This is a genomic window from Roseovarius sp. THAF27 (assembly GCF_009363655.1).
Taxonomy (GTDB): domain Bacteria; phylum Pseudomonadota; class Alphaproteobacteria; order Rhodobacterales; family Rhodobacteraceae; genus Roseovarius.
Map to the genome: position 1 here is coordinate 1,277,681 of NZ_CP045393.1, position 13,399 is coordinate 1,291,079.

General features: G+C 65.9%; 12 protein-coding genes. 8 read left to right on the top strand and 4 right to left on the bottom strand.

The genetic code is table 11. The features are described 5' to 3' along the window. Positions 1-133: 133 nt before the first annotated feature. The 4 genes from FIU89_RS22215 to FIU89_RS06390 form a co-directional block, all read right to left on the bottom strand. Positions 134-3,103 (bottom strand): hypothetical protein, encoded by a 2,970-nt coding sequence (locus FIU89_RS22215; RefSeq protein ID WP_172978043.1) that lies wholly within the window; start codon positions 3,101-3,103, stop codon positions 134-136. Between the two features lie 130 nt (positions 3,104-3,233). Further along, positions 3,234-4,535: an O-acetylhomoserine aminocarboxypropyltransferase/cysteine synthase family protein gene (locus FIU89_RS06380; protein WP_152491823.1), complete on the bottom strand. Its 1,302-nt coding sequence runs from the start codon at positions 4,533-4,535 to the stop codon at positions 3,234-3,236. Positions 4,536-4,636: 101 nt separating this feature from the next. Then, a complete protein-coding gene (locus FIU89_RS06385; RefSeq protein WP_152491824.1) occupies positions 4,637-5,038 on the bottom strand; it encodes a hypothetical protein in 402 nt (133 codons plus the stop codon). Continuing rightward, complete coding sequence (locus tag FIU89_RS06390) at positions 5,038-6,039, bottom strand: hypothetical protein (protein ID WP_152491825.1); 1,002 nt, start codon at positions 6,037-6,039, stop codon at positions 5,038-5,040. Before FIU89_RS06390 ends, FIU89_RS06385 begins: the two co-directional genes overlap by 1 nt. A 107-nt stretch (positions 6,040-6,146) precedes the next feature. On the opposite strand from FIU89_RS06390, the gene FIU89_RS06395 reads away from it, so the two are divergent. The 8 genes from FIU89_RS06395 to FIU89_RS06425 all read left to right on the top strand — a co-directional run bounded on the left by FIU89_RS06395 (position 6,147) and on the right by FIU89_RS06425 (position 13,396). Beyond that, entirely contained in the window at positions 6,147-6,638 is a 492-nt protein-coding gene (locus FIU89_RS06395; protein WP_216647055.1) for a hypothetical protein, read from the top strand. A gap of 130 nt (positions 6,639-6,768) precedes the next feature. Beyond that, complete coding sequence (locus FIU89_RS06400) at positions 6,769-7,845, top strand: hypothetical protein (RefSeq protein WP_152491826.1); 1,077 nt, start codon at positions 6,769-6,771, stop codon at positions 7,843-7,845. A gap of 3 nt (positions 7,846-7,848) precedes the next feature. Further along, a complete protein-coding gene (locus FIU89_RS22220) occupies positions 7,849-8,010 on the top strand; it encodes a hypothetical protein (protein ID WP_172978044.1) in 162 nt (53 codons plus the stop codon). 36 nt (positions 8,011-8,046) lie between these two features. Next, a complete protein-coding gene (locus FIU89_RS06405) occupies positions 8,047-8,298 on the top strand; it encodes a hypothetical protein (RefSeq protein ID WP_152491827.1) in 252 nt (83 codons plus the stop codon). Then, positions 8,295-9,419, top strand: a complete 1,125-nt coding sequence (locus FIU89_RS06410) for a hypothetical protein (protein ID WP_152491828.1) — start codon at positions 8,295-8,297, stop codon at positions 9,417-9,419. Before FIU89_RS06405 ends, FIU89_RS06410 begins: the two co-directional genes overlap by 4 nt. 76 nt (positions 9,420-9,495) lie before the next feature. Next, a complete protein-coding gene (locus tag FIU89_RS06415; RefSeq protein ID WP_152491829.1) occupies positions 9,496-11,439 on the top strand; it encodes an ATP-binding protein in 1,944 nt (647 codons plus the stop codon). A gap of 21 nt (positions 11,440-11,460) precedes the next feature. After that, positions 11,461-11,829, top strand: coding sequence for a hypothetical protein (locus tag FIU89_RS06420; protein WP_152491830.1), 369 nt, complete (start codon positions 11,461-11,463; stop codon positions 11,827-11,829). A 154-nt stretch (positions 11,830-11,983) separates the two neighbouring features. After that, entirely contained in the window at positions 11,984-13,396 is a 1,413-nt protein-coding gene (locus tag FIU89_RS06425) for a DUF6638 family protein (protein ID WP_152491831.1), read from the top strand. The last annotated feature ends 3 nt before the right edge of the window (positions 13,397-13,399 follow it).

Sequence of the window (13,399 nt, forward strand, 5' to 3'; positions counted from 1 at the left end):
TTGTGCAAACGACTTGGTGCGGGCGCGAGGACACGGGAGGTGTTTTTTCGGGCGTTGGTCCGGATTGTCGTCGTCGGAGCCCTCGGCGAGGATTTTTCAGGCCGGAAGGAAACGGCGCGGGCGCCGCCGAGGCTCAGCCGCGCGGCATGGTGAGCGTCACCTGCCGCCCGGATTTGACGTAGCGCAGTTCGCTGGTGCCGATGGCGGCGACGCGCCCGCCATCCAGCCGGTCGCCGACCTTGACCTTCTTGTAGCTGCCATTGGCCAGGCGCACGAGCGCGCGGCGGTTGGAATTGCTGCCGTAGACGCCGATGAGATTGACCTGGCGCATGCGCAGCGCGTTCTTTTCGGTTGCGGCGCGGGCGACGGTGGTGGGCGTCGGGCCGCTGGGCGAAATGCGCTGGTTGCGAGGCACGGCGACGGCGGCGGTGCGGGCTTCCTGCTGTTCGGCCAGGCGCTGGCTGCGCTGGACGATTCGGTTGAAGTTCCGGGGCCGCGCGTTGGGCTTGGCCGAGACCTTGACCGCCTGGGCCGTCGCCCCGGCGAAGGGATCGGGGGCCGGGACCGCGGCGGCGGCCTGAAGCGCGGCGGTGACCGCATCGGGATCGGGCGAGATGACATCGGGCGTCGCGGCAGCAGCTTCGGTGGCCGCTTCCGAGGCCGCGGCGGCCTCTTCGGCCAGTTCCTGCGCGCTTTGCGGGCGCAGGCGGGGCCGCAGGGTGGCGAGTTCGTTGCGGGTGCGGCCGCCCAGGGTTTCGCGTTCGTTGGTTTCGGACAGGTCGCCGGGCCGGACACGGGGGCGCAACGCGGCGATGCGTTCGAGCGCCTCGATGCGGGCGGCGGCCTCGGCGGGGTCCTCGCCCGGTTGGGCCAGGGTCTCTGCCGGGCGGTCCGGCGGCACGAGCGCGGGCTGACCGGCATAGACCAGAACGCCATCGGGGGTCAGCGCGCCTTCGGGCGTCGGCTGCACCAGGCCGCGCGTGTCCATGGTGAACATGGTGTCGGCGGCGGCGGGATCGGCCGGCGTGTCGGGGCGCGTGTCGCCGCGCAGGCTTTCGGGCGCGGGCAGGGCAACTGCGTCCTGCTCGACGACCTTGGGGTCGATCGAGGTGAGGTAGAAATCGTCGAGGTTTTGGGTGCCGGGATCGGTGGGCGCGTCGGGGGCGCGTTGCCAGATGCCGGTGACGGCATAGCGCGTGCGGGCCTGTTGCTCGGTCAGTTCGGCCGGGTTCGGCGCGGGCTGCGGGTCGGCGCGGGGCGTCTCGGCGCCATCGGAGGTGACGCCGGGCAGGGCGGCGAGAACGCTTTCGCCCTCGTCCGTCTGGGCGCTACTCGAGGCGGAGGCGCCGTCGGTATCGCCGGGCGGAACCTCCGCGTCGGGTGTCGCGGCGATCTGTTCCGCGGGGTCGGGACTGCCGCGCAGGACGCGGGAGATGCCGTCTTCGAGGAAGATCGACGCCCAGGCGGCCACGCCCACGAGGAAGATCAGCAGCACCGCGGTCAGGATCAACCCCAGAAAACGCGGCTTGCCCCCGACGGAGGCGGTCTTGCGCGCGCCGAAGACGGTCATGCGCTGGCGCTCCTGCTCGCGTTGGGCCTCGGGCGAGGGGCGAGCGTCGGTGCGCGCGGGCTGACGTTTGTCGGGCTTGGGCGTTTTGCGGCGCGAGAAGAACGACAGGGCGCCGGAGGACGCGGCGGCCTGGCCTTCGGCGGCAGGCGCGGCGAGGGGTGCGTTGGGGGTGTCTTCGGGAAGGTCGAACGGCGCGGGCCCGGTGCGGTCGGCCATGAAGGCGGGGGGCGGCGGAATATCGCTGCCGTCGTCCTCGACATCTGTGTGCGCGCGCCCGGGCGGCCCCTCGGCGGTGGAAGGCTCCGCATCGGGTGGGGTGAGGCGCGTGTCGTCGGAGGCGCGTAGCGTGGCGCCGATCCGGGCGGCGGCATCGGCAGGCAGCGCGTCTTGCGGTTTGCCTGTCACCTTGGCGGCGGCGCCAGTGCCAGTGCCTGCGCCGGTGACGGACGGCGTCGCGGCCGTCAGCGTGGGTTCGGCGCGCGGCGTCTCTCGGGACGGGGCCTCGGCGGCAGGCGACGCGCCGTCGCGGGTCGCGCCGCTGAGGCGGCGCGGGGCGGTCGGCAACGTGTCCCGCTGCGCGCGGATCGAGCTGAAGGCGACAGGCGCTGCGGGCGTGTTTCCGGCAGCGTCGGTGCGCTCGTCTTTCGCGTCCGGATCCGTGCTGGCATTTGCGACACCGTCACCGTCTTGCACGTCCGTTTCCGCGACCGCGGGGCCGGGCGTCGGGTTCGGCGGAATGTCCGGGTCCGGTTGCGGCACCGGCTCCGGCGGGATGTCGGGTTGTGGTGTCGGAGGCACCTCCGGCACAGGCTCGGGATCGGGCTGAATCTCCGGTTCGATCTCGGGGTCCGGCGCGGGCGGCACTTCGGGCGGCAAGTCTGGCTCGGGTGCGGGGGGGCGCGCGGCATCGGCGGCGTCGGTCGCGCCTTCGAGGGCGGCCTCTGGCGCGGCGCCGGAAGCGGGGGCCGCCGCGCCGTGCAGCGGGGCCGTGCCGATGACCCGGATGGCGGCGGTGTCGCGCTCTATGCGTCCGCCTTCGGGCAGGAGAGACGGGGCGCTTTTCGTCTCGCCGAACCACGGCTCGCCCACGAAATCGCGGCCCTCGGGGGCGGCGACGAAACAAAGCGGGTTGAAGCCGTGTTCGGTGGCAAAGGCCTCGGCCTCGGCCAGGGTTTCGCGGGCGACGGCGGCGATATGCACCTGCCCGGCGGAAATCGACCAGTCATAGGCAAGGTCGTCGACCGCGTAGGGCGTCGCGCCATCGAGGGCGCGGTGCACGGCCGAGGCGATCTCGTCCGCTTCGAGCCCTTCGGAATCGAACTGCAGGAAGCGAATCTGGTCGTTGGGGATGACCAGCTTGGAGCGGATCGGGTTGCTGTCGAGTTGCCCGGCCCGGTTTCGAAGGTCGGACAGCGCACCGGCGAGGTCGCTGCTGTCGAGACTGACCTCGCCCACCATGTGCCAACCGGGGAAGGCACGATGCAGAAGGCTGATGCCTTCGAAGGACAGGGTCAGGGCAAAATTCGGTTTCATTCACAACGCTCTGGCACCACGGACCCGGCAGGGGTAGCCCCCTGCCGCACGTGGATTCTACAGCAGCTTACCGCCGAGGGAAAGGCAAACACCGATCACGGTTGCCGCGATCGGCGGAGACCCCCGACGGTCAGGCGCCCGCCTTGGCCAGCGCCTGTTCGAGATCGGCGATGATGTCGTCGGCATCCTCGCAGCCGATGGAAATGCGCACCACGTTGGGGGCGGCGCCGGCGGCGGTCTGCTGTTCCGGGGTCAGCTGCCGGTGGGTGGTGGAGGCCGAGTGGATGATCAGTGAGCGGGTGTCGCCGAGGTTGGCGACGTGGCTGAAGAGTTCGAGACTGTCGACCAGCTTGACGCAGCCTTCGTAGCCCGACTTGAGTGCCACGGTGAACAGGCCGCCCGCGCCCTTGGGGCAGACCGTCTTGACGCGCTTGTGGTAGGGCGAGGATTTGAGACCGGCATAGGTGACGCCCTCGACCGCGTCGTGCTTCTCCAGCCAGGCGGCGACGGTTTCGGCGTTCTCGACGTGTTTCTGCATCCGCAGCGACAGCGTCTCGATCCCCATCAGGGTGTAGTGCGCGGCCTGGGGATTGAGCGTCATGCCGAGGTCGCGCAGGCCGATGGCGATGCCGTGGAAGGTGAAGGCGAGCGGGCCGAACGTTTCGTGGAACTTCAGGCCGTGATAGGCAGGTTCGGGCTGGCTGAGCGAGGGGAACTTGTCGGACGCGGACCAGTCGAAGGTGCCCGAATCCACCACGACGCCGCCGGTGACGGTGCCGTTGCCGGTGAGGAACTTGGTCATGGAGTGCACGACCAACGTGGCGCCATGTTCGATCGGGCGGCAGAGGTAGGGCGTTGCCGAGGTGTTGTCGACGATGAGCGGCAGGCCGGCGGCATCGGCGACGTCTGCCACCGCGCGCAGGTCGGCGATGTGGCCGCCGGGGTTGGCGATCGATTCGCAGAAGATGGCGCGGGTGTCGTCGTCGATGGCGGCCTTGATGGCATCCATGTCGTCGATATCGACGAACTTGGCCGACCAGCCGAAGCGCTTGATGGTCTGGCTGAACTGGGTGATCGAGCCGCCATAGAGCCGCGTGGAGACCACCACGTTCTTGCCCGGACCCATCAGCGGGAACAGCGCCATGATCTGGGCCGCGTGCCCCGAGGAGCAGCAGACGGCGCCGGCACCGCCTTCGAGCGTGGCGACGCGTTCCTGAAGCACCGCGACGGTGGGGTTCGTCAGGCGCGAATAGATGTAGCCCACTTCCTGGAGGTTGAAGAGGGCGGCGGCGTGCTCGGCGTCGCGGAACACGTAGGCCGTGGACTGGTAGATCGGTGTCTGGCGCGCGCCCGTGGCCGGATCGGGCCGGGCGCCGGCGTGGATTTGCAGCGTGTCGAAGCCGAATTGGTGGATGCGGTCGTCGTCGGACATGGAAAGCCTCCCTTATGGCGTTTGTCATTTGGGTAAGCGATGGCGGGACGCAGGACAAGCGTATTGAAATGGTCTTGCGCGGACAAGAGCCGGACCAATGGCTATTTTTTCGGGACGCGCCCGTAGCGTCCGCGCAGGGCGGGCGCGGTTCCGGTGAGAAGGTAGAACGCGCTTTCCACGATCCGGCGCATGAGGCCGCGTGGGCGGGGCGGCGGCAGATCGTCATCGGGAATGCTGTCGAATGCTGAGGGGGAAAGCACCTCGACGTCGGAGGTTTCCAGGGCGTCGAGAAAGGCCGCGGCCTCGGCCGCGCGGGCGGTTTCGACCATGATCGGTACACCGCCCAGGGCGACCGAAAGGTACTGGGCATTCGAGAGCGTGTGGTAGCCCGGCACGAAGACGCGAAAGCCTGCGCCTTCGAGGGCGGCGACGGCCAGCATCGCGTCGGACGGGCCGAAGACCTGGGCGATGCGGGTCAGGCCGGGCACGTCTCGCAAGGCCATCAGCGCATCCAGAAGCCGTTGCGGCGAATGGTGTTGCGGATCGCCTGCTCCTTGCGCGGCATGTTCTCGCGGTCGAAGAGGTCGCGCACCTTGTGGCCGCGGCCGTGGTAGATCATGAACTTGATGGCGTCGTAGTTCTTGAGCAGTTTCTTGACCGGGTTGGGGGCGCTGATGTCTTCCAGCAGTGCGACCACGTCGTCATTTTCGCGGGCGTATAGCAGCGGGAACATGCGGTAATGGCACGTGACCTCGCCGTCGAGGAGACCGTCGGGCAGCGTGTCGCGCCCGCCGCCCAGCGAATGAATGACGAGCGGAAGCGCCACCTGGTCGAGCCAGGGGTCGAGCGACTGGCAAACCAGTTCCGGCGGCGGGTCGTCGCGGATCGCCAGCGCATAGTCGAGGAAACGCTGGCCGAAGACATGCGGGCACTTGTAGAAGAAGAACCCGGCGTTGAAGTAGAGGTAGCGGCGCCAGTATTCGTCGGGCAGGGACGGGTCGAGCGAGGACTCGAAATCCAGCCCGAACTTGTCGTAGAGCGACTTCCATGTGGCCGTGTAACCCGGGCCGTAGAGTTCTATTTCGGGCCAGGTGCCTTCGCGCTTGAGCGAGGCGGTGGGGCGGTCGAAATCGAAGGGGACCTGTGTCAGGTCGCCGGTGACCAGGGTGTCGGTGTCGAAGAACACGAACGGCTCGCCCTCGGGCAGGGCCATCAGGCATTCGATCTTGTTGCCATAGGGGTAGGCCTGCCCGAAATGCCGGGATTCGAAAGGCAGGATCTCGGCACCGTAGCTTTCCAGGAGGGCGCGGATGTCGCCGCGCATGGTCGGGTCGTTCTTCCATAGCGGGCCGGGGTGGGGTTCGGCCACGAAAAGGCGGCCTTTGAAGTCGGGGCTGCGGGCGCGCAGGGAGGCGGCGAACAGCACCGCCTCGAACTGAAGCCGGCCGGCGTGGCCGACCACCACGATATTGAACGCTTGGTTTTTTGCCTTTTTCGCGGCCATAATCCGGTCACGCCTGCCTGAACTGCCCTTTGGCGCCAGTATAGGCCGTGTGCTGCGATTGCGCGAGAGGCAGTTGCGCAGATTTTTGAAACGAAAGGTATTTTCGGATGATCGAGTGGATTTTCGTTGGCCTTGCCGTGGCCTTGGGCGGCGGAACGGGGAGCCCGGACGGGGCCGCCGTGGCGCAATCGGCAGGGGACGGGGGCCAACCGCCCGCCGGGTTCGAGGCCGAGGACCAGACGCCCGCCGGCAAGTTCACCACCGCCGCCGAGATCAGGCCGATCATCGAGGCCACGCGCGGCAACTGGGTGGCGGTGCGCGAATATGATGGGCAGGACCTGCTGTACCTGACGCATCTGCTGAGTTGGCGTTGCGGAATGCACCAGGTCAGTGTCGGCGTGAATGGCGGGGCGATGGAGGTTTGGGACATGCCGGCCTGCCAGACCGAGACCGCGGCCCCCAATGCTTTCCCGGACGACGCAATCATCTACAAGAGCTTCGGTCTGGGGGAGATCGAGAGCATCGCGGTCGAGATCCTGTATGACGACCTTGGCACGGCGGAGGGGGTGTTCGGGCGGAAAGAGGTTTTGATTCCCTGAACGCGCACGTCTTTCTTGCCCCGCGCCAAAGGTTTTGCGAAAACCCCAAAGAGCGGGCGCGCCTTCAAATCAGCCGTGGCGTACCTATATTGATGTTAAGGTAATTAACTTTACGCGAAAGGGAACGGTGATGGCGAATTTGGATGCGCAGGTGCGCGAAAGTCAGGAGCAGGTCGCATCGGCGCAGGCGAAGATTGCCGAGCTGACCGGCAAGATCGAAAGCGCGCGGTCCAAGATCAAGGGCGGCGAGGATGCGAGCCTCGATATCGAGAACGCGACGCTGGACGAAGTGCACGCGCATACTGAGACGATGAATGCCAACATCGCCGAGCTGATCATGGGGCTGGACGATGTGACCGCGGGCTTCTCGCGCGATTTCGACGAGATGCGTACCAAGACGGGCTGGGAAAGCTTCGTCGGTATCTTCAACCGCCATAAGGCCGACAGCATGCGGCAAGAGCGGATCCGCACCGCCAGCATCGACGACAAGTTGCAGGACCTGATTTCCAAGTCCGACATCATCGTGCAATTGCTGGAAGGTCAGTTGCGCACGCTGGAAGAGCACAAGGTGAAGGTCGAGACGAACCTTACCGAGACGCTGGACGAGCGCGAGGCGACGGTGGGCGAACTGGAAACGCTGCGCGCGGACATCCAGGGGATGGACCCCAAGATCATCGAACTGGAAAACAAGATCGCCAACGAGACCGACGCGGCCGCCCGCACCAAGCTGGAAAGCGAACTGGCGGAGATGAACGCCAAGTATAACGAGATGGTCCAGCAGGAGCAGGTCAAGCTGGCCAAATCGCAGACGCTGGAGCGCTATATCGAGAAGGGCAAGACCTGGGTCGATTCGCTGCAGAACCAGGCGGCGACGCAGATGGTGCTGATCAACAAGCTGCAGACGGACACCAAGCAGCGGGTCGTGCTCTATGATGCGCTGACCAAGTCGTTGAAGACCGCGCAGCAGCAGGACGTGGCGCACCGGATCAACGAGATCGGAGTCAAGACCGACCAGGAGGCGCAGAGCGCCATGGCCGGCATCGGCGCGGCCACCAACCAGAAGATGGCCGACATGCTGGAGGCGCACGAGGATCACATGGTCTTTGCCCGCGAAGTGCTGGAGGCCAAGGCCAAGGCCGACGAGCGGTTCGCGCGGCGGTTCTCCAAGATCATCGAGAAGCATGACGCCAACGCGTATGGCGGCTAAGGCATGGGGCTTGGAACGCTTGCCATTGGTCTGTCTGTCGTCTGCCTGGTGGTGTCGTTCGTCTTTACCGTGCCGGCCTGGATGAACCTTGTCGGGGTGGGGTTCGGCATTGCAGGGTTGATCCTGATCGGGTTGTCGCGCCGGCGTGGCGGAGGCGGGACGTGAGTGCGTCTGTCCCAAACAGCTGAGAAAGGCGTCGCGATGGCCGAAAAAGAGACGTTTCCAATCGAGGTCGTGGTTATCTGCGGTGCGTTCCTTGGTATGATGCTGGCGGGCTGGCTGGGGCATTTCAGCCTGGCGCTGGTATTGCTGGGTGTCTGCCTCATCGCGATCCTGTGGTCGGTGATCGCCAGCCGGGGTGCGTCCGGCAATGGAGCCGAGGGCGGTTTCAGCGGCGGCGCCGATGCGGGTAGCGGAGGCGGTGGCGGCGCCTGTGGCGGGGGTGGCGAATGATCGCGGATGCTCCGACATCTGACCGGGCCGCCCTGACCGAGCTTTTCGCGTCACGCCGGTACTTCGCCAAGTTCGAGCGGATCACGGGGCATCTGAATCGCGTGGCCGCCGTGATGCAGGCCGAGGGCAACCTGGGCAAGCAGGAGGTCGAGATTCTGACCACCTATGTTCAGGGCATCGCCTATACGTTCAAGGCGCTGAGCATGAAATACCTGCTGGTCGGACGCGACACCGGGCAGTTTTTCGGCTCGCTGGCGATGGATGTGCGGGAAAGCGGTTTTCCGATGTTCTCGGAGCTGATGGTGATGGCCAATGATGCCGCACAGGCGCGGCGGCACCTGGACGGGATGCCGGATACCGAAACGCTGAAGCGCGAGATGGTCGAGCAGATCATTTCCGAGCGGACCATTCCGACGCGCCTTCAGTTCGCGCTGTCGCAACGGCTTTACTACGAGGAGATGCTGCGCGGGCATCTTTTCTGGGCGCAGAACGATCCACAGATCCAATGGGTGAGCGGGCTGGACGAGCGGCGGCGCTACCTGCTGCACTGGGCGGTCTATGACAGCCAGGTGAACCTGCCGACGATCTACCTGATGGAGGTCGAGGATACGGGCCGCGCGCCGCTGGGCAAGGACGAGCGGCGCTGGCCGGAATGCCAGGCGCACCTGATGGCGCAATCCCTGGGCGGATTGAAGTTGCTGACCATCGCCAAGGGGTTCGACGAGAGCTTCGACGACCTGCATCCCAAGCGGCTGCGTCGGTTTCACGTCGGTCCGATGTACAGCCATGCCTTCACGCGGCAGACCGGGCCGCTGAGCGAGGTGCTGGCGCAGGCCGATGCGCCGGTGGGGCAGGACTGGGCACTGGCCTGGACCGACGAGGTGCTGGAAAGCGAACGGGTGATCGAGGAGCGCGCGGGCTGGTTCGGCACCGTGGAGCGCGAGGTTTTCGCGCTGGACCCCTTCTCGGGGAAAGGGGCCGAGACCGGGGCGACGCGGATGGAGCGCAGTATCATCCTGCCGGAGCGGCCCTATCAGGTTCTGGCCGAGAAGACCCCGCCGGGGTTTTCGTCGGTCACCAAGTACGTGGTCAGCCCGGGCGGCCGGGTGTTGAGATATTGAACGCGAGGTGGGGTGAGACCCCACCCTGCGCCAGTTTGGTAGGGTGGGTTTCAAACCCACCACCGGGGAGAAGAAGATGAGTTTGACGGCCGACACAATGGAATTGCGGGAAGAGGATATCGCCAAGCATTACGATGCTGCCGCAGCGATGCTGGCGGGGTTCGATCATACGCCGCGCATCGCCAAGCCGGGCGACGCGCCGCAGGAGGAGAAGTCGGCCGGGTTGGGCACGCGGCGGCGGTTTCGGACGACGACGCCTGGGCTGGTGACACGCTCGACCGCGCGACCCGAGGGCGTGCATCTGGTGGAGCGGATCGAGGCTGCCGATGGCGACGACCCGCTGGTCAGCCCGATGCAGGCGACGGTATTGCATGGCCTGCGGCGGGCGATTGCGATCGCGCTGGCGGTGGGAGAGCAGTTTTCCGACGCCACGGGCCTGGCGGATCTGCGGCGGGCGAACCTGGCCGGGTCGCTGGGCGCGGATCGCAAGACCGAGTTCACCGAGCTTCTGGGGGCCGAGGCTCTGGCGGTGGGGCATGTCTTTGCCAACGCGACGGCCTTCCTGCTGGCGCCGCACGGCTCGGAGGTGAGCGTCGAGGTGGGCGAGGTCGAGGAGGTTCTGACCGACAATTCGCAACTTGCCCTGCATGGCGCGTTGTGGGAACTGGACCAGGATATCGCGGCCCATGCGGGCGACGATGCGCGGCTGGTGGCGACGGTCAGCGCCTTTGCCGAGCAGTTGATGGAGAAGATCGCGCTGCGCGCCCAGAATGCCGGGCGGTTGAGTGCCTTCACCGGCGCAAGCTGGCGCGTCGAGGCGGATGATTTCACCATTCGCGGCTTTGACGCGGCATCGAAGGGCAAGTCCAGCACCCTGACCATGACCTTCAAGCAGCCGCACGAGGTGGTGGGCAACCATATCGCCAAGTACCAGGCGCTGAAGCTCAGCAAGATGCTGATGGCCTATGATTTCGAGCGAAAGCTGAACCCGTTCGCGGAACTGGGCGGGTTCATCTTTACCTTCATGGGCGACGGCAAGCCGGGGACGGGCAAGACGACGCTGATCCAGATGATGGCGGGGCTGATCAAGGGCTATTGCGACAACGCAGGCTATCCGTTCAGGTATCAGAACCTCAGCACCGAGAGCATCGACAGCTACCAGGGCAAGTCGGCGCAGAACGCCAAGGCGTTCATCAACACCGTGATCGATCCCGGCGTGATCGGGTTCGGCACGATCGACGATATCGACCAGCTGGCGGGCAAGCGCGGCGACCGGCAATCGAGCGCGGGACAGCTGGAGATCACCGCCGTGCTGATGGAGAGCTTTGCCGGGGCCAACACGGTGGTGCGGGGAAATTGCACCTTCGGCATGTTCTCGAACTATCCCGAGAACGTGGACGACGCGCTGCGCCAGCGGGCAGGGGCGCGGTTCCTGGTGGACGGGCCGCAGACGCGGGAGGATTATATCGATATCCTTTACCTGCTGATGGGCAAGAACCATGACATTCCGCTGGGCCAGCACGAGGTCTATGCCGCGCAGGAGATCAAGAAGGCCGTGGCGGCCTCGTTCGAGAGCCACGCGCGGCCCCATGAGGAGGGGCTGATCCGGGTCTATGAGCGAGTAGAGAAGGATATCGGCAGGCTCGACACGATTGCCAAGCTGGGAACCTATCTGAAAGGCATCCAGGAGGCGGACGAAGGCTTTACGGGCCGGGCGATCAAGAACATCACCGACGCGGTGAAGGTGCGGGCGATGGATTTCGAACTGCCGGACGAGTGGATGGAAAAGCCCGACCTGTTCCTGTTCAAATCCTATGACGAGAAGAAGGGGATGATCGAGGAGTTGCGTCAGCCGATCACGGTGGAAATGGTGATCCAGGAGATCAACCGCTACGCGGACAGCGAGTTCCGCTATGCGGACAAGTCCGACGAGGTGGCGATCGAGGCCATGGTGCGCGATTTCGGTCGGACGGAAGAGGCCAAGCGGCGGTACATGGCGGAGAAGGAGAGCGGTGCGTGAGAGCACTTGCGCCAAGCGGCAATGAACGACACGAGCGTGACATTGGTGAACACCGGCTTGCCGCTGGCTATCATCGGCGGGTTGGCGGCGTTGCTGCCGTGGCTTTTGACGCCGCGGGGGACGCGGTCGCATGGCCGGGTTCTGGTGTCGGTGGTGCTGTCGGTGCTTCTGCTGCTGGCGGCGAGCGCGTGTGTGTTTGCGCTGTTCGACAAGCGCAGCCTTCTGGGCGGGCAGACGCTTGCCGGGCAGGGGATCATCGCGTGGATGTACTTGCGCAGTTCGTTGGGGGCGGTGGCGGTATGGGGTCCGGTGCTGGCCTTCGTCTGGCTGGGGCTGGCGCAGCGGGTGGAGCGGTTGAAGGAGAAGGATGTTGTGAGGGGGCAGCCGTGACAGGCGCGTGTGCAATCATGGCACCTGGCCGTCCCGGGCGCGACCCGGGACCTCAGCTTCGGAAAAGAGGGGCCCCGGATCGGGTCCGGGGCGCGGTGGCGCTTGGGGCAGGCCGGGGGTGGTGGGTTGAAAACCCACCCTACGGAGGGGATGCATGGAACGTCTGATCAGATCCGGCCTGATGTTCGGCAACCTGGTGCATGTGGCCAGCCCGGCGCTGGTGGAGCGATACAATCGCGCGCTGAAGCACCTGACGGGCAAGACCACGAGCCTGACGGATTTCTACGTCGATATCTCTGGCTTTTCGCCGGAGGTGGGGCATGAGCTGGGTGATGACCTTTACCTCAACCATGCAGGCGTGAACCGGCAGTTCATCCTATTGACCACGGAGCAGAAGCGCGCGCCGCTCTTGAATGCGCAGTTCTCGACCAGTCGGGGCATCCTGAAGCAGTTCATCGAGGAAAACGAGCCGGCGCTGTTTGCTCTGACGGCGCGGGACGCGGTGGCGGGCGAGTTGGTCAATTCGGTCTATGACATGTCGAGCCCCGCGCGCCTGTTCGATATCCGCCGTATCACCATCGAGGCGGACACCACCAACGGGGCGCTTCGGCAGGCCGAGAAGCTGGACGAAAAGGTCGAGCGGTTCATGTCGGAAGAGGACGCCTGGTTCGACGACGTGCTGATCGCCGAGATGATCGAGTTGGCCGGGCAGACCGGGGACGTGCTGCGCAATCCCATCGACCTGAAGGAAATGAGTTTCGAGCAGCGCAATTACTGGACCGATCATTTCGGCGGCGTGTACCTGTTTCAGGACCTCGAACTGCCGGGTGTGATCTGCGTCTCGGACAAGACCCCCTTCGAGAGCGAGCGGATCGAGTATGTCTTTGGCATCGACGAGCGGAACCGGATTGCCAGTTTCCTCGATCTCAACGGGCTGGTGGAGCCGATCGTCAAGGCACGCGGCATAGATGCGTCGGCGATCCTGCGGCAGAAGATGGATTTCATGCTGGTCGATGCGCTGGCGGATGAAGGCGTGGAGTTCGCGGGCCGCAGCCGCGCCGAGATGCGCCGGCTGGCGCGGCGGCACTCGGACCTTTTGCCGGAGGAGTTTCACACGCTCAACGCGCTGCTGAACTGGGCCGAGAATGGCGGCCCCTGGCCGGTGATAAGCTCGGACAATCCGGCGTACTTCTACACGCTGCGGGCCGCGGCGAACAAGGATGCGGACCTGGTCAACATGCTTCTGGCGGAGCTGGCGCCGAAGGACGTGAGGCAGCTGTTCATTTGCCACAAGAGCCTTTTCTACCGCCGTTACGAGACATGGGCGGATACCAAGAGGGCCTATGTGGTGGACCTGTTGCTGAACGAATACCAGGTGGACAAGATGGGCACGCGCGCGGCGCTTTTCGGGCACGAGGCCCCAATGGAAGAGCCGGCGCCGCCGAGACCGCCCGAGCCCGAGCCGGAGTTCGAGGCGGTTGTGCGGCGGGTCGGCCCCTGGGGGCCTGTGACGCGCCGGGCTGGCAAGGGCACGCCCTATTCGGCGGACAGGAAGACGAGGAGATAGGAC

Excerpts from the sequence above, each read along its gene's own strand:
- FIU89_RS22215 (WP_172978043.1), bottom strand. The coding sequence starts at position 3,103 with ATGAAACCGAATTTTGCCCTGACCCTGTCCTTCGAAGGCATCAGCCTT.
- FIU89_RS06380 (WP_152491823.1), bottom strand. The coding sequence starts at position 4,535 with ATGTCCGACGACGACCGCATCCACCAATTCGGCTTCGACACGCTGCAA.
- FIU89_RS06385 (WP_152491824.1), bottom strand. The coding sequence starts at position 5,038 with ATGGCCTTGCGAGACGTGCCCGGCCTGACCCGCATCGCCCAGGTCTTC.
- FIU89_RS06390 (WP_152491825.1), bottom strand. The coding sequence starts at position 6,039 with ATGGCCGCGAAAAAGGCAAAAAACCAAGCGTTCAATATCGTGGTGGTC.
- FIU89_RS06395 (WP_216647055.1), top strand. The coding sequence starts at position 6,147 with ATGATCGAGTGGATTTTCGTTGGCCTTGCCGTGGCCTTGGGCGGCGGA.
- FIU89_RS06400 (WP_152491826.1), top strand. The coding sequence starts at position 6,769 with ATGGCGAATTTGGATGCGCAGGTGCGCGAAAGTCAGGAGCAGGTCGCA.
- FIU89_RS22220 (WP_172978044.1), top strand. The coding sequence starts at position 7,849 with ATGGGGCTTGGAACGCTTGCCATTGGTCTGTCTGTCGTCTGCCTGGTG.
- FIU89_RS06405 (WP_152491827.1), top strand. The coding sequence starts at position 8,047 with ATGGCCGAAAAAGAGACGTTTCCAATCGAGGTCGTGGTTATCTGCGGT.
- FIU89_RS06410 (WP_152491828.1), top strand. The coding sequence starts at position 8,295 with ATGATCGCGGATGCTCCGACATCTGACCGGGCCGCCCTGACCGAGCTT.
- FIU89_RS06415 (WP_152491829.1), top strand. The coding sequence starts at position 9,496 with ATGAGTTTGACGGCCGACACAATGGAATTGCGGGAAGAGGATATCGCC.
- FIU89_RS06420 (WP_152491830.1), top strand. The coding sequence starts at position 11,461 with ATGAACGACACGAGCGTGACATTGGTGAACACCGGCTTGCCGCTGGCT.
- FIU89_RS06425 (WP_152491831.1), top strand. The coding sequence starts at position 11,984 with ATGGAACGTCTGATCAGATCCGGCCTGATGTTCGGCAACCTGGTGCAT.